At 71.1% G+C, this 20,967-nt stretch carries 19 protein-coding genes, 1 tRNA gene and 1 pseudogene; 10 read left to right on the top strand and 11 right to left on the bottom strand.

Translation table 11 applies throughout. From position 1 onward, the window contains the following. Positions 1-17: 17 nt before the first annotated feature. The 7 genes from pknB to AC1DPN_RS17535 are packed head-to-tail and all read right to left on the bottom strand — an operon-like array spanning position 18 to position 8,697. Entirely contained in the window at positions 18-2,000 is a 1,983-nt protein-coding gene (gene pknB, locus AC1DPN_RS17565) for a Stk1 family PASTA domain-containing Ser/Thr kinase (RefSeq protein ID WP_477086063.1), read from the bottom strand. Beyond that, a complete protein-coding gene (locus AC1DPN_RS17560) occupies positions 2,000-3,310 on the bottom strand; it encodes a serine/threonine-protein kinase (protein ID WP_477086062.1) in 1,311 nt (436 codons plus the stop codon). Before AC1DPN_RS17560 ends, pknB begins: the two co-directional genes overlap by 1 nt. Next, complete coding sequence (locus AC1DPN_RS17555) at positions 3,307-4,758, bottom strand: peptidoglycan D,D-transpeptidase FtsI family protein (protein ID WP_477086061.1); 1,452 nt, start codon at positions 4,756-4,758, stop codon at positions 3,307-3,309. Before AC1DPN_RS17555 ends, AC1DPN_RS17560 begins: the two co-directional genes overlap by 4 nt. Then, a complete protein-coding gene (locus AC1DPN_RS17550; protein ID WP_477086060.1) occupies positions 4,755-6,197 on the bottom strand; it encodes an FtsW/RodA/SpoVE family cell cycle protein in 1,443 nt (480 codons plus the stop codon). Before AC1DPN_RS17550 ends, AC1DPN_RS17555 begins: the two co-directional genes overlap by 4 nt. Before the next feature lie 46 nt (positions 6,198-6,243). Further along, complete coding sequence (locus AC1DPN_RS17545; RefSeq protein WP_477086059.1) at positions 6,244-7,482, bottom strand: Stp1/IreP family PP2C-type Ser/Thr phosphatase; 1,239 nt, start codon at positions 7,480-7,482, stop codon at positions 6,244-6,246. Positions 7,483-7,485: 3 nt separating this feature from the next. Then, a complete protein-coding gene (locus tag AC1DPN_RS17540) occupies positions 7,486-7,977 on the bottom strand; it encodes an FHA domain-containing protein FhaB/FipA (protein WP_477086058.1) in 492 nt (163 codons plus the stop codon). Positions 7,978-7,986: 9 nt separating this feature from the next. Next, positions 7,987-8,697 carry an FhaA domain-containing protein gene (locus tag AC1DPN_RS17535; protein WP_477086057.1) on the bottom strand — a complete coding sequence of 237 codons (711 nt, stop codon included), beginning with the start codon at positions 8,695-8,697 and terminating at the stop codon, positions 7,987-7,989. Between the two features lie 297 nt (positions 8,698-8,994). Between AC1DPN_RS17535 and AC1DPN_RS17530 the strand changes: the two genes are divergently transcribed. The 3 genes and pseudogenes from AC1DPN_RS17530 (at position 8,995) to AC1DPN_RS17520 (ending at position 10,364) form a co-directional block, all read left to right on the top strand. After that, positions 8,995-9,077 (top strand) — tRNA-Leu (locus AC1DPN_RS17530). 370 nt (positions 9,078-9,447) lie between these two features. Next, a pseudogene (locus AC1DPN_RS17525) lies at positions 9,448-9,852 on the top strand (SDR family NAD(P)-dependent oxidoreductase); the annotation flags it as partial. A 74-nt stretch (positions 9,853-9,926) separates the two neighbouring features. Beyond that, positions 9,927-10,364, top strand: coding sequence for a Rossmann-fold NAD(P)-binding domain-containing protein (locus AC1DPN_RS17520; RefSeq protein ID WP_477086180.1), 438 nt, complete (start codon positions 9,927-9,929; stop codon positions 10,362-10,364). 6 nt (positions 10,365-10,370) lie between these two features. On the opposite strand, the gene AC1DPN_RS17515 is transcribed toward AC1DPN_RS17520, so the two are convergent. Next, positions 10,371-10,739, bottom strand: a complete 369-nt coding sequence (locus AC1DPN_RS17515; RefSeq protein WP_477086056.1) for an HNH endonuclease — start codon at positions 10,737-10,739, stop codon at positions 10,371-10,373. A gap of 264 nt (positions 10,740-11,003) precedes the next feature. Between AC1DPN_RS17515 and AC1DPN_RS17510 the strand changes: the two genes are divergently transcribed. Together AC1DPN_RS17510 and AC1DPN_RS17505 are read left to right on the top strand one after the other, a co-directional pair. Then, a complete protein-coding gene (locus AC1DPN_RS17510; protein ID WP_477086055.1) occupies positions 11,004-11,348 on the top strand; it encodes a hypothetical protein in 345 nt (114 codons plus the stop codon). A 118-nt stretch (positions 11,349-11,466) separates the two neighbouring features. Continuing rightward, positions 11,467-13,044 carry an AMP-binding protein gene (locus AC1DPN_RS17505; RefSeq protein ID WP_477086054.1) on the top strand — a complete coding sequence of 526 codons (1,578 nt, stop codon included), beginning with the start codon at positions 11,467-11,469 and terminating at the stop codon, positions 13,042-13,044. 16 nt (positions 13,045-13,060) lie between these two features. Here the strand turns inward: AC1DPN_RS17505 and AC1DPN_RS17500 are convergent, their stop codons facing one another. Then, positions 13,061-13,204: a hypothetical protein gene (locus tag AC1DPN_RS17500; RefSeq protein WP_477086053.1), complete on the bottom strand. Its 144-nt coding sequence runs from the start codon at positions 13,202-13,204 to the stop codon at positions 13,061-13,063. Between the two features lie 135 nt (positions 13,205-13,339). Continuing rightward, entirely contained in the window at positions 13,340-14,791 is a 1,452-nt protein-coding gene (locus tag AC1DPN_RS17495; protein ID WP_477086052.1) for a helix-turn-helix domain-containing protein, read from the bottom strand. A gap of 148 nt (positions 14,792-14,939) precedes the next feature. On the opposite strand from AC1DPN_RS17495, the gene aceA reads away from it, so the two are divergent. From aceA to AC1DPN_RS17475, 4 genes are all read left to right on the top strand, one after another. Next, on the top strand, positions 14,940-16,235 hold the full coding sequence (aceA, locus tag AC1DPN_RS17490; RefSeq protein ID WP_477086051.1) for an isocitrate lyase: 1,296 nt from the start codon (positions 14,940-14,942) through the stop codon (positions 16,233-16,235). A gap of 13 nt (positions 16,236-16,248) precedes the next feature. Then, entirely contained in the window at positions 16,249-17,889 is a 1,641-nt protein-coding gene (gene aceB, locus AC1DPN_RS17485; protein WP_477086050.1) for a malate synthase A, read from the top strand. Positions 17,890-18,057: 168 nt separating this feature from the next. Then, positions 18,058-18,726 (top strand): pyridoxamine 5'-phosphate oxidase family protein, encoded by a 669-nt coding sequence (locus AC1DPN_RS17480; protein WP_477086049.1) that lies wholly within the window; start codon positions 18,058-18,060, stop codon positions 18,724-18,726. Next, the gene (locus tag AC1DPN_RS17475) at positions 18,723-19,277 is read left to right on the top strand and encodes a hypothetical protein (RefSeq protein WP_477086048.1); all 555 of its coding nucleotides are present in this window, start codon (positions 18,723-18,725) and stop codon (positions 19,275-19,277) included. Before AC1DPN_RS17480 ends, AC1DPN_RS17475 begins: the two co-directional genes overlap by 4 nt. Before the next feature lie 187 nt (positions 19,278-19,464). Here AC1DPN_RS17475 and AC1DPN_RS17470 read toward each other — a convergent pair whose 3' ends face one another. After that, entirely contained in the window at positions 19,465-19,872 is a 408-nt protein-coding gene (locus AC1DPN_RS17470) for a VOC family protein (protein ID WP_477086047.1), read from the bottom strand. Between the two features lie 318 nt (positions 19,873-20,190). Between AC1DPN_RS17470 and map the strand changes: the two genes are divergently transcribed. Beyond that, complete coding sequence (gene map, locus AC1DPN_RS17465) at positions 20,191-20,955, top strand: type I methionyl aminopeptidase (protein WP_477086046.1); 765 nt, start codon at positions 20,191-20,193, stop codon at positions 20,953-20,955. The last annotated feature ends 12 nt before the right edge of the window (positions 20,956-20,967 follow it).

The raw sequence follows: 20,967 nt of genomic DNA, 5'->3' as shown, positions 1-20,967 counted from the left end.
CCTTCGTCGTGCGTGCGCTACGGGTTGGTGCCCCCGTTGTCGTTGTTGTTCTTGTCGGGCGGACCCAGCGAGACGTGGATGTCGATCTGCTGGTCGAACGGCACCTCGGTGCCCGACGTCGGGTCGGTGAAGAGCACCTGGTCCTTGGGCTCGTCGGACGCGTCGTCGATCCGGTTGACGTTCGTCAGGTTCACCGCGGCCAGGGCCTGGACGGCCTCGCCGAAGGTCATGCCCACCAGGCCGTCCGGGACGGTCGTCGTGGTCGGCGCGATCGCGATCTGCAGGTTGATGGTGCGCCCCTGCTTGACCGGTGTGCCCGGTGCCTGGTCCTGCGCGATGACCGTTCCCACCGGCTGTGTGGACGGCACCTCGGAGGTGTTGCCGGTCAGCTTCTGCGCGTTCAGCAGGTCGAGCGCCTCCTGCTTGGTCTTGCCGACGACGTCCGGGACCGCGACGTTGCCCGTCGACACGAAGAGCGTGACCTGCGCACCTTCCTCGAGGACGGTCGTGGCGGGCGGGTCCGTCTTCGTGACCTGCCCCTGCGCAAAGTCAGGGCTGTCCTCGGGTTGCCGCGTCGGGTTCACGGTCAACCCGGCTGCGGTGAGCTCGGTCGTGGCTTCCTGCTCCGTCTTCCCGGAGACGTCGGGAACCGGGACCGTGCCCGGTCCCGACGAGATCGTCGGAACGACCGTGGAGCCGACCTCAGCCTGCTCGCCGGCTGCGGGGTCCGTACTGATGACGGCGCCCTTGGGGATCGTCGGGTTGGCCGCCTCGACAGGCGTCCCCCACACGAGATCCGCCCCCTCGATCACACCCTGCGCTGCTGCCGCCAGCTGGTTGGTCACGTCGGGGACCGCGACCGTCTTGGGTTCGTCGTCCTGGTTGAGCAGGAGGTAGAGGATTCCGGCGACGGCCAGCAGGGCAACCCCGATGAGCACCCACAGCCAGACCTTGCTGCTGCGGGACTCCTCGTCCTCGTTCGGGTCCGTCGGCGTCCCGGTTGCTGCCCACGGTGTGACCGCGGCCGGGAGCGTCTGGGTCTGCGCGGGCGGCGGCGCCATGATCTGCGTCGTCTCGCCGGCCGACGCAGCCACGAGAGCGGCGGCGGCCGCGGCTCCGACTGCGGGTGCCGTGACGACGCCGCCGCGGACGGCTGCCTCGAGATCGGCACGGAACTCGGCGGCGGACGAGTAGCGCGAGTCGCGCTCCTTGGCCAGCGCCTTGAGCGTGATCCGGTCCAGGGTGTCGGGCACGTCGGACGCGAACGAGCTGGGCACCGGCGCGGCCTCACGGACGTGCTGGTAGGCCACGGCCACCGGGGAGTCGCCCGTGAACGGAGGGCGGCCGGTGAGCAGCTCGAACAGCAGGCAGCCCGTGGAGTACAGGTCGGAGCGGGCGTCGACGGTCTCGCCACGCGCCTGCTCGGGCGACAGATACTGCGCGGTGCCGATGACGGCTTGCGTCTGCGTCATCGTCGCGGCGGAGTCGGCCACGGCCCGGGCGATGCCGAAGTCCATGACCTTGACCGCGCCCGTCGGCGTGAGCATGACGTTGGCGGGCTTGATGTCACGGTGCACGATGCCCGCGTGGTGCGAGTACTCGAGCGCCGACAGGACGCCGGCCGCGATGTCGACGGCCTCCTCGATCGGCACGGCGTGACCGTCGCGGAGGATGTCCCGGACCGTGTGGCCCTCGACGTACTCCATGACGATGAACGGCACGTGCGCCACGACGCCGGTCGGCTCGGTGAACACGTCCTCGCCGGTGTCGTAGACCGACACGATCGCCGGGTGGTTCAGCGCCGCCGCGGACTGTGCCTCGCGACGGAACCTGTTCTGGAAGCTGGGGTCGCGGGCCAGGTCGGAACGCAGGATCTTGATGGCCACCGTGCGACCGAGTCGCGTGTCGTGGCCGATGTGCACCTCGGCCATGCCACCACGCCCGATGAGCTCGCCGACCTCGTACCGACCGGCGAGGATCCGGGATCCGTCGTCCACCACTAGGCGTCCTCTGCTTCCGTTGATACCGGGCCGACTACTGCTGCCGACGCGGCGAGGTCATACGTCGCACCATCGTCCTGACGGTTCTGGGCACGACCGTTCTGGCCGATCATCGCATCCTCACCCTCGTCAGGAGCGTATCGGGCGAGGTTCGTGCGCGGGTCGGTGTCGCCCGGCGGTGCGCCCGCCACCAGCACCGTCGTCCCGGTCGTGGGGGCGTCCGCCTGCAGCATCCTGTCCGCGACGAACGCGCCGAGCAGGGCGATGAGCAGCAGGAACAGGACGAGGAACGGCCAGGTCCAGCGACGGCCGGGCGGACTGGGGGGAACCGGGTGGGACCTGCGCGGCGTCGCCGGCTCTTCGAGCCTGCGGGTCCGCCGCGGTGGGTACGACGGGGGCGGCACGGCCGGTGCAGACGAGGTCGCGGCCGTCGCGAAGGCGTCCGGCGGCCGCGTCGGCTGCACCACGAGCACCGGGACGCCCGTGGGCGGCGTCCGCGGGACGAGCTTGTCGAGCAGTGACGCGAGCTCCTCGCCCGACTGCGGGCGCTTGCTCGGCTCCTTGGAGAGGAGCCGCAGCACCAAATCGGCCAAGGACTTGTCCACGCTCGAGGGCAGCGGCGGGACCGGGTTGTTCACGTGCGCGACGGCGATGTCGACCGCCGTCGGACCGGTGAACGGGCGGTGCCCGACGAGCGCCTCGTACGCGATGATCCCGAGCGAGTACAGGTCGGACAGCGGGGTCGCGGCATGACCGACCGCCTGCTCGGGCGAGAGGTACTGCGCCGTGCCCATGACCATGCCGGTGGCGGTCATCGTGACCTGGTTGCGGGCCAGGGAGACGCCGAAGTCGGTGATTTTCACGCGGCCGCCACGGCCGAGCAGGATGTTGCCGGGCTTCACGTCGCGGTGCACGACGCCGGCGACGTGCGCCGCGTGCAGTCCGCGGGCCGTCTGCGCCAGGATCGGCAGCAGGCGTCGGGTCGGCAGCACGGGCTCGCGCTCGAGCAGGTCGGACAACGGCTCGCCGACCACGAGCTCCATGACGAGGAACCCGGAACCGTCCTGCTCGCCGTAGTCGAAGAGCTGCGCGATGTTGGGGTGCGACAGGGACGCCGAGTTGCGCGCTTCTGTGCGGAACCGCTCGAGGAACCCGCGGTCGCCCGCGAACTCCGAGCGCAGCACCTTCACGGCGACCGGACGCGCGAGGGCGTCGTCGTGCGCCTCCCACACCTCGCCCATGCCTCCGACCGCGATCTGTCGGACGAGGCGGTACCGCTCTCCCAGGGCCACACCGGCGGCTGTCTTCATGAGCCCAGCACCGCCTCGATGACGGCCTTGGCGATCGGGGCGGCGACGCGCCCGCCGGTGGCCTCGTTGCCGAGGCTGCCGCCGTGCTCGACGAGGACCGCGACCGCGACCTGCGGGTTGTCGGCCGGCGCGAACGCCGTGAACCACGCGTGCGGCGCCTGGTCGGTGCCGGTCTGGGCGGTGCCCGTCTTGCCGGCCACCTGCACACCCGGGATCTTCGCGGCGGTGCCGGAGCCGGAGTCGACGACGCCGATCATCATCTGCGTCAGCGACGCGGCCGTCGCCGGAGAGACCGCCGTCGAGTACAGGGTCGGCTTGGTCTCGGTGACCACCTTGAGGTCCGCCGAGCGCACCGTCTGCACGACGTACGGCGTCATCAGCTTCCCGCCGTTGGCGATCGCCGCGGAGACCATCGCCATCTGCAACGGCGTGGCCTGCACGTCACGCTGGCCGATGGCCGACTGCGCGGTCTGCGGTGCGTTCAGGTCGTCGGGGAACACGCTCTCGACGACGAGCATCGGGATCGTCTGGCCCGGGTCGTTGAACCCGAACTTCTCCGCCTGCGCCTGCAGCGCGTCCGCACCGAGGTCCATCCCGAGCTGCGCGAAGGCCGTGTTGCAGGAGATGCGCAGAGCGTTCGCGAGCGTGACCGGGTCCGACCCGCACCCGCCCCCGCCGAAGTTCCCGATCGTCGCGGAGGTCTGCGGGAGGTCGAGCTCGTGGGGTGCGGGCAGCGTCGACTCGGACGTGTACTGCCCGCTCTCGAGGGCCGCCGCGGCGGTGACCAGCTTGAACGTGGAGCCAGGTGCGTACCGCTCCTTGATCGCGTTGCTGCGCAGCGGGTTGCCGGGCGCCGCGGCGAGCGCCTGGTACGCCGCGCTCGCGGCCGTGGTGTCGTGCGTCGCCAGGGTGTTCGGGTCGAAGCCCGGCGTGCTGACCAGCGCGAGGATGCGGCCCGTCGACGGTTCGATCGCCACGACCGCGCCCTGCTGGTCACCCAGCCCGGCGACCGCGGCCGCCTGAGCCGCCGCGTTGATCGTCGTCTCGACCGCGGCGCCCTCCGGCTTGCGACCCGTGATGAGGTCCCGGATCCGGCTGAAGAAGAGCCGGTCGCCCCGGCCGGTCAGCTCGGCGTTGGCCGCGTTCTCGAGCTCGGACTTGCCGTTGACGATCGAGTAGAAGCCGGTCACGGCCGAGTACGTGGCACCACCGGTGTACTGGCGCAGGTAGCCGTAGGGGTCGTCGACGGGCGTCGAGAACGCGATGGCCTCGCCACCGACCACGATCGGTCCACGTGCGTTGCCGTACTCGCGGTACAGGCCACGCACGTTCCGGTTGTCGTTGTTGAGGGTGTCCGCCTTGACGTACTGGACCCACGACGCGCTTCCCATGAGCACGACGAACATGACCATCACGACCGTGGCCAGCCTGCGCAGAGGAGTGTTCATCCCTGCCTGCCGATGACCTCGGTGGGCTGGTCCCCGCCGCCGCCCGAGCTGCGCCCGCTGACGACCGGCACACCCGAGATCGGCGTGGGGACGCGCACGTTCGACGCCGGCCGCCGGGCCTCGTCGGAGATCCGCAGGAGCAGCGCGACGATGATCCAGTTGGCGACGAGCGACGAGCCGCCGTACGCGATGAACGGGGTCACCAGACCGGTCACCGGGATGACGCGCGTGACGCCGCCTACGACGACGAACGTCTGCAGGGCCACGATGAACGCCAGGCCGCCGGCGAGGAGCTTGCCGAACCCGTCGCGTACCCCGATCGCGGTGCGGAAGCCGCGCTGGGCGAGGATCAGGTAGCAGAGCAGGATCGCCATCAGACCGGTCAGGCCGAGCTCCTCGCCGAGCGACGCGACGATGAAGTCGGACTCCGCGAAGGGCACGAGGTCCGGGCGGCCCTCGCCCCAGCCCGTGCCGAACAGCCCGCCGCTCGCCATGCCGAACAGGCCACGCACCAGCTGGCCCGAGCCGCCGTAGGCCTTGTCGAACACCTCGGGCTCGAACGCGTGCAGCCAGGCGTCGAACCGGGCGCCGACGTGCGAGAACGCGCTCGCAGCCAGGACGGCCCCGGCGACGAACAGGCCGAGGCCGATGACCACCCAGGACAGTCGCTCGGTGGCGAGATAGAGCATGGCGACGAACAGGCCGAAGAACAGCAGCGACGTGCCGAGGTCCCGCTCGAGGACGAGGACCGCGACCGACGCGGCCCACACGACGAGGATCGGGCCCAGGTCCTGCGCGCGGGGCAGCTGCAGGCCGAGGATCTTGGGACCGGCGAGCGCGAGCGCGTCGCGGTGCGTGACCAGGTACCCGGCGAAGAACACCGCGAACGCGATCTTGGCGAACTCCGCGGGCTGGAAGCCGACGCCGCCCACGCGCACCCAGATGCGCGCGCCGTTGATCAGCACGCCGATGCCCGGGACGAGCGGGAGCAGGATCAGGCCGAGACCGGCGATGCCTGCGGTGTAGGTGTAGCGCCGCAGGGTGCGGTGGTCGCGCAGCAGGATGAGGACCGCGGCTGCGAGAACCACCGAGATCGCGGTCCAGACGAGCTGCCGGTCGGCGAAGCCGTGGTCACGACCGCGCGCCTCGTACGCGAAGTCGATCCGGTAGATCATGGCGAGGCCGATGCCGTTCAGCGCGACGGTGATCGGCAGGATCACCGGGTCCGCGAACGGTGCGCGCCAGCGCAGCACGAGGTGGATGCCGAACGCGAGCACGGCCATCCCGATGCTGTACTCGATGACGTCGGGCGGGACCTTGTCCGTCGTCCCGATGCCGACGAGCGCGTACGACGCCACACCGATGGCGAGCGCGAGGACCAGCAGCCCGAGCTCGACACCGCGACCAGCACGCACGCGGTGCGGTTGGACGGTGGCCATCAGCGCCGGCCCACGGTCCGGCTCGTGCGCGTGCTCGAGTGCATGCTCACGAGCTCGTGTCGTCCTGCAGCATGACGACCTGCTCGCGGGCGTCGTCCAGGGAGTCGGCCTGGATCGTCTGGAGGACGCGCTCGCGCAGGTATGCGGAGCGCAGGTCGTCGACGTCCGTGCCCGAGTGCTCGATCGGCGACGACAGCTCGATCGGTCCCAGGCTCTGCGGCACGCCGCGGAAGATGGTGATCTCGTTGCCGTCGACCCCGACGTAGTACTGCGTGTTGATCCACGCGACAGCAAGGCCGATGCCGGCGAGAACGACGACGATGCCGACGACCCAGCCGACCACGAGGCCCCAGCGCCGTCGGGGCTCGGGCTCGTCCTCGTCGTCGTCCTCGACCGACGACTCCTCGGGCTCGTCCTCGGTCTCGCGCGGCGCCTTGGTCAGGCTTGCAGCACGTGCGGCCGGGCCGTCGTCGGCGGCCGTGGGGTCGTTGCGGGTGATCGCGGCGGCACCGACGATCGACGCGTGCGTCGTCGGGCCCTGGCCGTCCGCGACGTCGTCCAGCTCGATGACGTCGGCGAGGACCACGGTGATGTTGTCGCCGCCTCCCGCACGCAGTGCGAGCTGGACCAGCCGGTCCGCGCACGAGTCGACGTCGTCGATCGTCGCGAGCGTCTCCTCGATGGTGTCCGCGCTGACGAAGCCCGACAGGCCGTCCGAGCAGAGCAGCCAGCGGTCGCCCGGGCGCGCCTCACGCACCGACAGGTCCGGCGCGACGTCGGGGTCGAAGTCGCCGAGCACCCGCATGACGACCGAGCGCTGCGGGTGTACCTCGGCCTCCTCGGGCGTGATCCGCCCGATGTCCACCAGGTGCTGCACGAACGTGTGGTCGGTGGTGACCTGGCTGAGCACGCCGTCGCGCATGAGGTACCCGCGCGAGTCGCCGAGGTGCACCATCGCGAGCTTGTTGCCCGCGCGCAGGATCGCCAGCACGGTCGTGCCCATGCCGGAGAGCTCAGGGTCGGTCTCGCTGCGCTGGATGATCTCCTCGCGCGCGTCGGCCAGCGCGGTCTCGAGCTGGTCCAGGGCGTCGTCGGAACCGTGCGACTCGCCGTCCAGCGGCGCGAACGCGGCCACCGCGACCGAGGACGCGACGTCACCGCCCGCGTGGCCGCCCATGCCGTCCGCGACCATGAGCAGGTGCGGCCCGGCATAGGCCGAGTCCTGGTTGTTGGAACGCACGAGCCCGACGTCGGACCGTGCCGCATATCTCAGTGCGACGGTCACCGGTTACCTCTGCAGCTCGAGCACGCTCTGTCCCACGCGGACCGGTGTACCGGTCGGCAGCGGAGTTGGGCTCTCGACGCGCTGGTCCGCCACGAATGTCCCGTTCGTCGATCCGAGGTCCTCGACGAACCACTGGCCACCCTGCGGGTAGATCCGTGCATGCCGCGACGACGAGTAGTCGTCGTCGAGGACGAGCGTGCAGCTCGGGGCGCGACCGAGCAGGACCGCCGACGACCCGAGCGGGATGATCGTGCCACGCAGAGGCCCATCGGTGACCACGAGCCGGCTCGGGCCCGTGGACCTGGACTGCCGGGGCGGGGCTGGGGTCGGCTGGGCGGTGACCCCGGCGGGCTGCAGGGCCTTGGCCTTGCGACGCCGGTCCGTGATGCGCGTGCCGTACAGGTCGCGTCGCAGGACACCGATGGACGTGAGCACGAGCACCCACAGCAAGGCCAGGTAACCCAGCCGCAGCAGGGTGATCGTCAGCTCACTCATGCGCCGGCGTCACTCATCCGGGTCCGGGTCGCCGCCTGTCCAGAACAGGATCCGGGTACGCCCGATGGTCAGCGTGTTGCCGTCCAGCAGGGTCGCCGCCGGAACCTGGTGGCCTTCGACGAAGAGCCCGTTGGTCGAGCCCATGTCCGACGCGACGACCCCGTCGGGCGTCACCTTGATCTCGAGGTGCCGCCGGGAGACGCCCGGGTCGTCGACGATGATGTCCGCCTCGGAGCCGCGCCCGATGACCGTGACCGGGCCCGTGAGGATGTACCGCTGGCCGTCGATGTCCACCAGCGGGTGGCGGGCGCTCGGCATCGCGGTCGCCGCGGCGGGTGCAACAGCACCGCGCACGGTCGCGCTGACCACCCGGAAGCGGGCCGCCTCGAGCTCGGTGTCCTCGCTGAACCGCACCGTGACGGGTCCGACGAACGCGAACCGCTGACTCGCCGCGTAGTCCGTGACGTTCGCCGCGAACTCGTCGGCGAGCGCCTCGGCTCCCCACGACTCGACCTGGTCGTAGTCCGCGGTCGCGAGCTCGATCGTGAACTCGTTGGGGACGACGGTCCGGTCGCGGCCGACGACGGCTGCCCGGTCGTCGACCTCGCGCCGCAGCGCGCTGGAGAGGTCGAGCGGCTTGAGCTCACTCTTGAAGGCCTTGGCGAACGCGTTGTTGACCACCCGTTCCACGCCGTTCTCGAACCTGTCGAGGATGCCCACGCCCACCTCCTTCACCAAGCTCTGGCGGCTGACTGCCGGTTGACCTGCACACGTTTCGAGTTGATGGTATCCGGGCCGCGCGCGTCGGGTCCCGGATGTGGGCACCTACGCGCGCGGCGGCCCGGGTGAACCCCCGTTCGGGTGCGCCGGGAGCCTGCACCCGCGGGACCCTCGCACGCGAGATGGGGCGTCGCGCACCTCCAGGCGACCACCGCTGCGGACCCCGCCCGTGGTGCGCGGCGGCGGTCGTGGCTGTGTTCTGGAGGCCCCTCGCACCGTGCTAATGTTCTCCGGCGCGCGCGAGTGGCGGAACGGCAGACGCGCTGGCTTCAGGTGCCAGTGTCCGAAAGGGCGTGGGGGTTCAAATCCCCCCTCGCGCACAGATCCTCGGGATGTCCCGGGGAGACAGAGAGTCGGGGACCTCAGGGTTCCCGGCTCTTCGTCGTTCCGGGCCCAGCGTCGGCAGTCCGTGCTCGTGGGCCGCACCTGTGGTCGGACCTCGAGGTCGAGCTGCCGGTCGCCTTCCAGGGCGCCCCGGGGGCTGAGAACTGCGCCGCCAGGTCCGCCTGGATCCTGACGTGCCGCTCGAGGAAGGCCCGCTCGTCGAGGCGCTTGCGCCGCACCAGCCGGTCACTTCGCCGTTGCACTTTGCTCGCGTTGCACGAGCCGCAGGCGGGAGCGACGTCGCAGACTTCGACGTGCTGCATCGCTCTTCGATGATGGAGTGGTCGTCGACGCGAGGAGTGCCGCATGTACCAGGTCCCGGACCAGTCCAGCAGGACGGTGGTCGTCACGGGCGCCAACAGTGGCACCGGTCGGGAGGCGGCCGAACGTCTTGCCGCGGCCGGTGCGCACGTCGTGCTCGCGGTGCGCAACCCGGAGAAGGGTGCGATTGCGCTCGCGGAGATCACCGCCGCCCATCCGGAAGCCTCGGTCGAGGTCCGGATCGTCGACCTCGCCTCGCTGGCTTCTGTCGCCGCGTTCACCGAGGGGCTCGAACGCGACCTCGGCCGTCTTGACACCCTGATCAACAACGCAGGAGTCATGGCGCCGCCGCGTCGCTTCGAGACCGAGGACGGTTTCGAGCTACAGATGGGAAGCAACTACCTGGGCCCGTTCGCGCTCACGACCCGCCTTCTCCCGCTCTTGCTCGAGGCCCCGATGCCGCGGGTGACGACGATGAGCAGTGGCGTGGCGAACGCCGGACGGATCCACTTCGACGACCTGCAGTGGGCCGTCGGCGATACAGCCCGACGCGCGCTTACGCGCAGTCGAAGCTCGCCGACCTGCTGCTTGCGCGGCACCTCGCGACGGTCGCGGGGCAACGGGGCTGGTCGCTGCGCAGCAACGCCGCCCATCCCGGTTTCACGCGCACCAACCTGCAGACGGCCGGTGCGTCGCTGGGTCGGGCGTCGACCCACCGCTCACCGATCGGCAGCGTCCCGTTCGTGCCGTCGCAGCTGCCCCCGGAAGGGGCGGAGCCGATGCTCTTCGCCGCGGCGGACCCGGCAGCGGTTCCGGGCGGCTACTACGGCCCGAGCGGGCGGTTCGGCCTCGTCGGCCCGACCGGTCCGGCGCGGCTCAACCGTCGGATGCGGGATGCCGACACGGCAGCCCGTCTGTGGGCCGTCGCGCAGGAGCTGACGAGCACCACGCTGCCCGCGTGACGGACGTCAACCGGTGGTGGCGGGTCTGGGGAACCGCGTGGCCAGGTCCGCCTGGATCGTGACGTGCCGCTCGAGGAAGGTTCGCTCGTCGAGCCTCTTGCGCCTCAGCCAGCCGGTCACCTCGTCGTTGCACTTGCTCGCGTTGCACGAGCCGCAGGCGGGCGCGATGTTGTCGAGCGTGTAGCGGCCACCCCGGGAGATCGGCAGCACGCAGTCGCGCTGGAGCGGCACGCCGGCGGCCCCGCAGTAGGCGCAGCCGCCCCATGCCGCGACGAGGCCGGCCCACTGCTCGGTGCTCAGGTCGTGCTCGACGGCCGCCATCCGACGCTTGCGCCGCTGGGCGTAGCGCGCCTGGCGACTGCGGGGAGCGGGCATGCCGTCAGGGTAGGCAGCGCCGGTGCGATCGTCGTGGAGCGAACCACCAGCAGTGCGCGGACGGCGGCAACACCCGCCAGGCAGTCGGACACGTGCAGCATCGCGATGTCGCCCCGTCGGGACCGTGGTCCCGCTCCGGACCGCTTCCCTGGAACACAGGACCTTCAGCCCCGGCCGTTCGGATGGCGGGACACCCTTTCTCACCCTGCTCACCCGATCGAGCACGGCCTGCCTCCCCGGTGCACGGGCCCCTACGCTGGTGCGATGGCCAACACAGCGTTGCGGTGCACCAACCCGGCGTGCGCCGCGCAGGGCGAGGTCCAGACGAGCAAGACCTGCGTGGTGTGCCACCAGCCGACCTCCTGGTCGGTGCTGCGCGTCCCGCCCGCCGGCGCGTCGAAGGTGATCGGTCCCATCTACACGGCGCCGATGCCCGCGCAAGACCCGAAGGCATCGAAGAAGGCCTCGAAGAAGGCCCCCGAGGCTCGGCCGGTCGGCGTCGAGACGCGTACCTGCGTGACCGACGGGTGCGTCCGGTACCACCTGGCAGTCTCGGACGCCTTCTGCGGTGCGTGCGGCGCGGCCACGATCCCGGCGCTCACGACGTAGCCGACGAGACGTGGCGACGGGTACGAGGGCGCGCCGCGCGTCATCCGGACGGCCCGGGTAGCGTGCCGAGGGCGGCTGCGCACACCGGCGTGCGCGGTCCCGGTGCAAGGAGCTGCGCGTGGCGATCGTCAGTCCGTATCCCGACGTCGAGATCCCGGACCTGTCGGTGTTCGACTACGTCCTGGGGAGCCTGTCACCTGACGAGCTGCGGGCGGTCGCGGTCGTCGACGGTGGCGCAGCGCTGACGTACGGCGAGCTCGTGAACCAGGTGCGCAGGGTGGCCGGAGCGCTCGCGGCGCGCGGGGTTCGGCCGGGTGACGTCGTCGCGCTGCACGCACCCAACTCGGCGGCGTTCGTGGCGATCTTCCACGGGATCCTGCGTGCTGGTGCGACGGTCACCACGGTGAACTCGCTCTACACGGCCGACGAGATCGGCCGGCAGCTCGCCGACTCGCGGGCGTCGTTCGTCGTGACGGTCTCGGTCCTGGGCGCACCGATGCTCGCGGCGGCGCGCGCGTCAGGGCTGACGGACGACCGGATCGTGGTGGCCGACGGGCTCGAAGGCTTCACGTCTTTCGCGGACCTCCTCGCCGAGGGCCGGGACGCCCCGCAGGTGACGATCGACCCGGCGACTCACCTGGCCGTCCTGCCGTACTCGTCGGGGACCACCGGGCTGGCCAAGGGCGTCATGCTCACGCACCGCAACCTCGTCGCCAACGTCGCGCAGTCCCGTCGGCTCATCCGGCTGAACCCCGACGACGTGGTCGCGGCCGTGCTGCCGTTCTTCCACATCTACGGCATGACCGTGCTGCTCAACCTGTCGCTGCGCGCTCGGGCACGGCTGGTGACGCTCCCCAGGTTCGACCTCGCACAGTTCCTCGTGACGGTCCAGGAGCAGCGCTGCACGTATCTGTTCATCGCACCGCCGATCGCCGTCGCGCTGGCCAAGCACCCCGCGGTGGCCGAGCACGACCTGTCGAGCGTGCACACGATCCTCTCGGGGGCCGCACCCTTGGACGGCACGCTCGCCGACGCGGTCGCGGAACGGCTCGGGTGCCGTGTGGTGCAGGGGTACGGGATGACCGAGATGAGCCCGGTGTCCCACGCCGTGCCCGCGGACCGCGACGACCTGCCCCGCGGGTCCATCGGGGTGCTGGTGCCGAACATGGTGTGCCGCGTGATCGACCCGGTCGACGGGCACGACATCGTCGTCCCGACGACGGGCCGCAGCGAGCAGGGCGAGCTGTGGTGCCGGGGCCCGAACGTCATGGTCGGCTACCTCGGTGACGACGAGGCGACCGCCGCGACGCTCGACGCCGACGGCTTCCTGCACACGGGCGACATCGTGACGGTCGACGCGGCAGGCGCGTTCTACGTGGTCGACCGGCTCAAGGAGCTGATCAAGTACCACGGCTACCAGGTCCCACCCGCGGAGCTCGAGGCGCTGCTGCTCTCGCACCCCGACGTGCAGGACGCTGCCGTCATCGGGGTTCCCGACGACGAGGGGCAGGAGACGCCGAAGGCCTTCGTCGTCCGGCGTAACGACCTCGATGCGGGCGCACTGATGGCGTGGGTGGCCGAGCGCGTCGCCCCGCACAAGAAGGTCCGGCAGGTCGAGTTCGTCGAGTCCATCCCGAAGTCCTCGTCGGGAAAGATCCTGCGCAAGGACCTCCGCGCGCGAACCGCGGTTGCCTAGTCAGGCGGTCCTCAGATCACCAGCGGTGGTTCGAGTTCTTCATGCAGAGGTGGCCGGTGCCGCGGCAGTAGCTGCACTCGCCTGACCAGCGCTTCTTGCCCGCGCCGTCGCACTTCGCGCAGATCTGCACAGCAGAGCTGCACTCGTCGCACTTCGTCATGTCTACCTCCGCTACGTCGTCGTAACTCGCATGCCACCTGGACCCCCGCACTGGACTCAACGGCACGTGCGAGGGCGGACTTGAGCACGGTGTGACCGCAGCGCACAAGGGCCGACGCGGCCCCGGAAGTCGCCGTCAGTCGGTCGGCGCGTGCCGGTCGAGGAACCGGTAGACCTCGGTCGTGTCGACGCCCGGGAACACCCCGACGGGCAGCGCGGCCAGCAGGGACGCGTGCGGACGTGCGCTGGGCCAGGCCTTGTCGGACCAGCGCTGGGTGAGCTCGGTCGGTGGCTGCCGGCAGCACATCGGGTCAGGGCAGCGCGACGCCGAGCGTTCGGTGGTCTCACGACCGCGGAACCAGCGCACGTGCGCGAACGGCACGCCGACGCTGACGGAGAACGCGCCCTGCGACGACGGCTGTACTCGGGACGTGCACCAGTACGTTCCCGACGACGTGTCGGTGTACTGGTAGTACGGCGAGAACCGGTCGGCCAACGTGAAGACGACCCGGGCCGTCCACTGCCGGCAGACGGGCTGACCCTCGATCGCGCCGAGAGCGTCGGACGGGAAGACCACGCCGTCGTTCTCGTACGCCTTGTGCAGAGTGCCGCCCTCGTGGACCTTCATGAAGTGCACGGGCACGCCCAGGTGACGCGTCGCCAGGTTGGTGAACCGGTGCGCGGCCGTCTCGTAGGGCACGGCGAACGCGTCGCGGAGGTCCTCGACCGACAGCCGACGCTCCGCCTTGGCCTCCTGGAGGAACGCGGCCGCGCCGTCCTCGGGCAGCATCAGAGCCGCCGCCAGGTAGTTGGCCTCGACCCGCTGGCGCAGGAAGTCGCCGTAGTCGCGAGGCTCAGCGTGGCCGAGCACGTGGCTGGCGATCGCCTGCAGGAGCGGTGAGCGCGCGTCGCTCGTCCCCGGGTTGCCCTGCGGCAGGTAGATGCGTCGATGGGCCAGGTCGGTCACCGTGCGCGTCGAGTGCGGCAGGTCGGTGACGTAGTGCAGGCCGAAGCCGAGGTGAGCCGCGATGTCCGCGGTGGCGCGCTGCGACAGAGGGCCACCGGGGTGGTCGATCGCGGCGAGCAGGCGGCGCGCGTGCTCCTCGAGCTCGGGGAAGTAGTTGTCCTGCGCACGCATCCGTGCCCGCAGCTCGGCGTTGGCCCGGCGGGCCTCCTCCGGGGTCGCGGCGTTCTCTGTCAGGAGCCGCTGCACCTCGGCCTGCAGCTTGACCAGCGCCTCGAGGGCGTCGGCCGGGAGCGTCCGCCCGACCTTGACGGTCGGCACGCCGAGCGACGCGAACAGCGGGCCGCGCTGCGCCCGTTCGAGCTCGACCTCGAGCGCGGCCCGTCGCGTCGGCGGCTCGGTGCGCAACAGCTCGGCGAGCGGCACGTCCAGAGCCTCGGCCACCTGCGCGAGCAGCGAGAGCTTGGGTTCGCGGTGACCGTTCTCGAGCATCGACACCTGGGAGGGTGCCCGCCCGATGGCCTGGCCGAGGTCGTCGAGCGTCATGTTCCGGCTCGTGCGCAGGTGCCGGATCCGTCGTCCCAGCACCAGCGTGTCGAGGCCGCCGTCGGCCGTTGTCGTCATGACTCCACCGTCTCCCGGCCAACTCCTTCTGTCCAGGAGAAGGAACGCCGATCTTCTGCGGACTTCGCGGGGGAAGAACCGGTCGCCACCAGGGAACGTAGAGGTCAGGCCGAACAGCCGAGAAGAAACGCGAAAGATGGAGGAGACGATGAGCACCACCCACGGCGACCAGACCCAGACTGCTGACGAGCTGGAGGCGAGCTGGGCCCTCGACCCGCGCTGGGCGGGCATCGAGCGCGTCCACTCGGCGCAGGACGTCGTCGCGCTGCGGGGTTCGGTCCGCGAGCAGAGCACGCTGGCCCTCCGTGGCGCCGACCGGCTGTGGCAGCTCCTGCACAGCCGGACGCTCCTGCCGGCGCTCGGCGCCCTGACCGGCAACCAGGCCGTGCAGCAGATCCGAGCCGGGCTCGAGGCCATCTACCTGTCGGGCTGGCAGGTCGCGGCCGACGCCAACCAGGCCGGCCAGACGTACCCTGACCAGTCGCTCTACCCGGTCAGCTCGGTGCCGGCAGTCGTGCGCCGCATCAACAACGCGCTGCTTCGGGCCGACCAGATCGACTTCGCGGAGAACGGCCACCGGACCCGCGAGTGGCTCGCGCCGATCGTCGCCGACGCCGAGGCGGGCTTCGGGGGACCCCTGAACGCCTACGAGCTGATGCACGCGATGATCGCGGCCGGTGCGGCCGGCGTGCACTGGGAGGACCAGCTCGCGGCCGAGAAGAAGTGCGGTCACCTGGGCGGCAAGGTGCTCGTCCCGACGTCGCAGCACGTGCGCACGCTGTCGGCGGCACGGCTCGCGGCCGACGTCGCAGGGGTGCCGACGGTCATCGTCGCGCGGACCGACGCGCTCGGCGCGGACCTGCTGACCTCGGACGTGGACCCGAGGGACGAGCAGTTCCTCACCGGCGAGCGCACCGTCGAGGGCTACTACCGGGTGCGGAACGGCCTCGATCCGGTCGTCGCCCGCGCCGAGGCGTACGCGCCGCACTCCGACCTCATCTGGGTGGAGACGTCGACCCCGGACATCGCGCTGGCCGTCGAGTTCGCGGAGCGGATCCACGACCGGTTCCCCGGCAAGCTCCTGGCCTACAACTGCTCGCCGTCGTTCCACTGGCGCTCGCAGCTGGACGACGCGCAGATCGCCCGGTTCCAGCGCGAGCTCGCGGGCCACGGCTACGTCTTCCAGTTCATCACGCTCGCCGGGTTCCACGCCCTGAACCACTCGATGTTCGACCTCGCCCAGGGCTACGCCCAGCGTGGGATGAGCGCGTACGTCGAGCTGCAGGAGGCCGAGATCGCCTCCGAGAAGGCCGGCTACACGGCCACGCGCCACCAGCGCGAGGTCGGCACCGGCTACTTCGACCGCGTCGCCACCGCGATCTCCCCGCAGAGCGCCACCCTCGCGCTCGCCGGGTCCACCGAGACTGCCCAGTTCACGCACTGAGGAGAGAGCGACCATGTCCCTCACCACGAGCACGCTGACCAGACCCCGCACGACCGTCGTCGGCCCGGACGTGCCGGGTTCCGACGAGATCCTCACCGACGAGGCCCTCGACTTCCTCACCGACCTGCACGCGCACTTCGCCGGTCGACGCCAGGACCTGCTGCTCGGCCGGCAGAACCGCCGCCGTCGCATCGCCAACGGCGCCGACCCGGGCTTCCTGCCGCTCACGGCGCACATCCGCGCCGACCCGTCGTGGCGGGTGGCCGGACCCGGGCCCGGGCTCGAGGACCGTCGCGTCGAGATCACCGGACCGACCGACCGCAAGATGACGGTCAACGCCCTGAACTCGGGCGCCAAGGTCTGGCTCGCGGACCTCGAGGACGCCACGAGCCCGACCTGGACCAACATCGTCGGCGGCCAGCACTCCCTGTTCGACGCCGTGCGCGGCCAGGTCGACTTCACGAGCCCCGAGGGCAAGGAGTACCGGGTCGGCGCGCAGACGCCGACGATCGTCATGCGGCCCCGCGGCTGGCACCTGACCGAGAAGCACCTCGAGTTCACGGACCGCACCGGGCAGCCCTGCCCCTCGTCGGCAAGCCTGGTCGACGCCGGGCTGTACCTGTTCCACAACGCCCAGGCCCTCGTCGCCGCGGGCCGTGGCCCGTACCTGTACCTGCCCAAGCTCGAGGGTCACCTGGAGGCCCGCCTCTGGGACGAGGTGTTCCGCTACACCGAGACCTACCTCGGTCTGCGGTACGGGACTATCCGCGCGACGGTCCTCATCGAGACCATCACGGCCGCGTTCGAGATGGAGGAGATCCTCTACGAGCTGCGCGACCACTGTGCCGGCCTGAACGCGGGGCGCTGGGACTACATCTTCAGCGTCATCAAGAACTTCCGTGCCCGCGGTTCGCGCTTCATCCTGCCCGACCGGTCGGCCGTCACCATGACCGTCCCGTTCATGAAGGCGTACACCGAGCTGCTCGTCGCCACGTGCCACAAGCGCGGGGCGCAGGCCATCGGCGGGATGAGCGCGTTCATCCCGGACCGCCGCGACCCGGAGGTCACCGAGAAGGCGATCGCGCAGGTCACGGCCGACAAGCAGCGGGAGGCCGGGCAGGGTTACGACGGCACGTGGGTGGCGCACCCCGACCTCGTGCCGGTCGCACAGGCGGTCTTCGACGAGGCCCTCGGTGACCGCGTCGACCAGCGTGACGTGCTGCGTCCCGACGTCCACGTCACGGCGGCCGACCTGCTCGACATCGCGTCGGCCGGCGGCGGGGAGCCCGGTGCCGTCACGGACGCGGGTCTGCGCGGGAACGTCTCGGTCGCGGTGCGGTACCTCGAGGCGTGGCTGCGCGGCAGCGGGGCGGTGGCCATCGACCACCTCATGGAGGACGCCGCGACCGCGGAGATCGCGCGCTCGCAGGTGTGGCAGTGGGTGCACCACGGGGTGGTCACGGCCGAGGGCACCCGCATCGACACCGACCGGGTCCGTGCCGTCCTGCTCGCTGTCCTGTCCGACCTGCCCCGGCAGCCGGGCGACCGGTACGACGACGCGGCGGACCTGTTCCGGCAGGTCGCCCTGGCGGAGGAGTTCCCGACCTTCCTCACGGTGCCCGCGTACACGCAGTTCCTGGTGGACCGCACCTGAGGTCTGCGTCCGCGTCGCGCTGTCGCCGTGGTGGCGAGACCGGCACTCTGGCACGAGACCGGCAGTGTGAGCTGCCGGTCTCGTGTCGAGCTGACGGTCTCGGGCGAGCGTCGGGGGCGGCCGCGGAATGGCGGCGACCTTCCGCTCACCCGTCAGTACCCTCGGCGCATGACCGAGCCGCTCGTCGTCGACGACCAGACCCGCATCCGCCGCATCCCCGAGCGGCAGCTCACCGAGCGCGCGGAGCTGTACGCGATCCTCGACGCCGGCCTGGTCGCGCACGTGGCGTTCGTGCGGGACGGGCGACCGGTCGTGATCCCGTTCCTCTACGCGCGCGACGGCGACTCGCTGCTGCTGCACGGATCCACGGGCGGCGGGCTGTTCCTGTCGCCTGAGGGGGTCGAGGTGTCGGTCGGCGTCACGCACGTCGACGGCCTGGTCTTCGCCCGGACGGTGTTCGACAGCTCGGCCAACTACCGCAGCGTCGTCGTGCACGGGCGGGCGGTCCCCGTGCCCGCCGGAGAGAAGGAGGCGGCGCTGCTCGTCGTCTCGGAGCACCTCATGCCGGGCCGGTGGGACGAGGTGCGGCCGTCGACCCGCAAGGAGCTCGCGGCGACCTCGATCCTGCGCATCGGCCTGGACCGCGCGAGCGTCAAGGTCCGGGCGTACGGCGCGTCCGAGGAGCCCGACGACGGCGAGGACCGCGCCGTCTGGGCGGGCGTGCTTCCGCTGTCGCTGGTCGCAGGTCCCGCCGAGCCGTCGCCGTTGGCCGGTGTCCCGGTGCCGTCCTCGGTCACGGCGTCGGCCGCAAGGTTTCCGGTACCGTCCCGCCTGTGACCAAGCGCCGTTGGATCCTCTTCATCGCGATCGACCTCGTCCTGCTCGCGGTCGGTCTCGCACTGACGGTGCCCGACGGGAACACCACGGCCGCCGCGCTGCTCATCGTCGCGTTCGTCGTCGGCCCCTCGGTGCTCGCCGCGACGATCGTCGCCTCGGAGCGCGCCAACCGCACCCGCGCGCAGGCCCTCGAGGCGACGCACCCCGGCTGGTCGTTCGTCCCGTGCGTCACCGGACCGACGCAGGAGGTCTTCCTGAAGGCCGCCGGCGAGAAGCAGACCACGGGTGTCGCCGCGACTCTCGCCTACGGGCCGGGCGGCATCGAGATCTGGTCCGGCAAGAAGTCGGAGCAGAAGGTGTGCGCGTTCCCGTGGGCCAAGGTCACCGACGTGAGCGCGGCCTCCGACGTCCGGACCTGGCAGAAGCGCACCACCACCGGTCTGCGGATCACGCTGGTCAAGGGCGCGACGCAGGACGTCGCCGTCCTCGTCAAGGCACCGGCCGTCCCGGCGCTGGCTGCCGAGATCACGGCGGCCCGCCCCACCGTGTAGCCCAGCCCAGCCCCGGCTCGCGACGGTGCAGCCGGCTCGGCCAGGATCGACGCATGACCGACGACGACGATCGCCCGGTGCTCGTCACAGGCGGCACCGGAACCCTCGGACGCGCCCTGGTGCACACGCTCCTCGACTGAGGGCGAGCAGCTCGGGTCCTGAGCCGCCACGACCGGACGCCCGCGGCTCAGTTCTCGAAGAAGCAGAACGGGTGGCCGGCGGGGTCGAGAAGGACGCGCACGTCGTCCTGGGGCTGGAAGTCGGCCAGCCGCGCGCCCGCGGCCAGCGCGTGCTCGACTCCTTTGGCCAGGTCGTCGACGCGGATGTCGAGGTGGAGCTGCATCTGGTTGTGGTCCGTCGTCGCCGGCCAGACCGGTTCCCGGTAGAGCGGGTCCGAGCTGAACGACAGGCCGCTGCCGCCGCCGGGCGGCCGGATCATGACCCAGCCGTCCTCCTCGGCGATCACAGGCCACCCCAGGAGCCGGTGGTAGAAGTCCGCGAGCTGGTTGGCGTCTCGCGCCTCCAGGACGGTCGCCGACAGCGAGAACCGGCGACCTGCGTGCTCGTTCCAGGGAGCGGTCGGAGGGGTGCTCATCGATCCAGGGTCGTGCGGAGCCCGCCGCTTCGCCAGCGGAGAAAAGCCTTGGCATACCGGCAGAACCGGACGTACGTTCATGACACACGGGAAGGAGGTGGTCCAAGACATGATTTCTCTTTGGACGCGTGAGGTGACTGCCGGCTAGTCGCCCGGCAGCTCTAGGACGGATTGCATCCGCCCGCAGACCTTCAGGTCGGCGAGCGAATCTATGGCAGTCACCGCAGCCCGTGGGAGCCGCGAACTCGTCCCTCGCGGCAGGACCCTTCGAGGGGTCCGGCCCACGGGCTGTTGCCTGCCCGTGGCAGGGTTGGGGGTGTGGCCCTCAAGAACCCTGCTCAGATCGACGCCATGCGTCCCGCCGGTCGCTTCGTCGCCGGCGTCCTGTCCTCCTTGCGTGACATCGCCCGCGAGGGGATGACCCTCAAGCAGCTCGACACGCACGCGCACCAGATGATCGACGCCGCCGGCGCGCGCTCGGTCTACCTGGGCTACCACCCGTCGTTCGGCGCCATGCCGTACCCGGGTGTGCTGTGCACCTCGGTCAACGACGCCGCGCTGCACGGGCTGCCGTCGGACTACGTGCTCGCCGACGGCGACGTGCTGTCCATCGACTTCGCGGCCGAGGTCCAGGGGTGGGTGGCCGACTCGGCGCTGACCTTCCAGATCGGCACGGTCGATCCGGCCGTGACCGCGCTGATCGACACCACCGACCGTGCGCTCGCTGCGGGCATCGCGGCCGCGGTCCCAGGTGGGCGGATGGGCGACATCTCGTCGGCGATCGGAACCATCGGGCGCGCCGGCGGCTACGGGATCAACGCCGACTTCGGCGGGCACGGCGTCGGGCGGACGATGCACGAGGACCCGCACGTGGCCAACCTCGGTCGTGCCGGCACGGGTGCCAAGCTGAAGTCCGGCCTGGTCATCGCGATCGAGCCCTGGTTCATGGCGGGCGGCGACGACTACACGATCGACGCCGACGGCTGGACCATCCGCACCGCGGACGGCTCCGTGGCCGCCCACGCCGAGCACACGATCGCCATCACCCCGGACGGCCCCGTGGTCCTCACAGCCCGCGACTGAAGTGCCCTGCTG

The organism is Cellulomonas sp. P4_H4 (genome assembly GCF_056400865.1).
This window is presented reverse-complemented; position numbering and strand designations above follow the sequence as displayed.

Excerpts from the sequence above, each read along its gene's own strand:
- AC1DPN_RS17560 (WP_477086062.1), bottom strand. The coding sequence starts at position 3,310 with ATGAAGACAGCCGCCGGTGTGGCCCTGGGAGAGCGGTACCGCCTCGTC.
- AC1DPN_RS17555 (WP_477086061.1), bottom strand. The coding sequence starts at position 4,758 with ATGAACACTCCTCTGCGCAGGCTGGCCACGGTCGTGATGGTCATGTTC.
- AC1DPN_RS17550 (WP_477086060.1), bottom strand. The coding sequence starts at position 6,197 with ATGGCCACCGTCCAACCGCACCGCGTGCGTGCTGGTCGCGGTGTCGAG.
- AC1DPN_RS17540 (WP_477086058.1), bottom strand. The coding sequence starts at position 7,977 with ATGAGTGAGCTGACGATCACCCTGCTGCGGCTGGGTTACCTGGCCTTG.
- AC1DPN_RS17515 (WP_477086056.1), bottom strand. The coding sequence starts at position 10,739 with ATGCCCGCTCCCCGCAGTCGCCAGGCGCGCTACGCCCAGCGGCGCAAG.
- AC1DPN_RS17510 (WP_477086055.1), top strand. The coding sequence starts at position 11,004 with ATGGCCAACACAGCGTTGCGGTGCACCAACCCGGCGTGCGCCGCGCAG.
- AC1DPN_RS17500 (WP_477086053.1), bottom strand. The coding sequence starts at position 13,204 with ATGACGAAGTGCGACGAGTGCAGCTCTGCTGTGCAGATCTGCGCGAAG.
- AC1DPN_RS17495 (WP_477086052.1), bottom strand. The coding sequence starts at position 14,791 with ATGACGACAACGGCCGACGGCGGCCTCGACACGCTGGTGCTGGGACGA.
- aceA (WP_477086051.1), top strand. The coding sequence starts at position 14,940 with ATGAGCACCACCCACGGCGACCAGACCCAGACTGCTGACGAGCTGGAG.
- aceB (WP_477086050.1), top strand. The coding sequence starts at position 16,249 with ATGTCCCTCACCACGAGCACGCTGACCAGACCCCGCACGACCGTCGTC.
- AC1DPN_RS17480 (WP_477086049.1), top strand. The coding sequence starts at position 18,058 with ATGACCGAGCCGCTCGTCGTCGACGACCAGACCCGCATCCGCCGCATC.
- AC1DPN_RS17470 (WP_477086047.1), bottom strand. The coding sequence starts at position 19,872 with ATGAGCACCCCTCCGACCGCTCCCTGGAACGAGCACGCAGGTCGCCGG.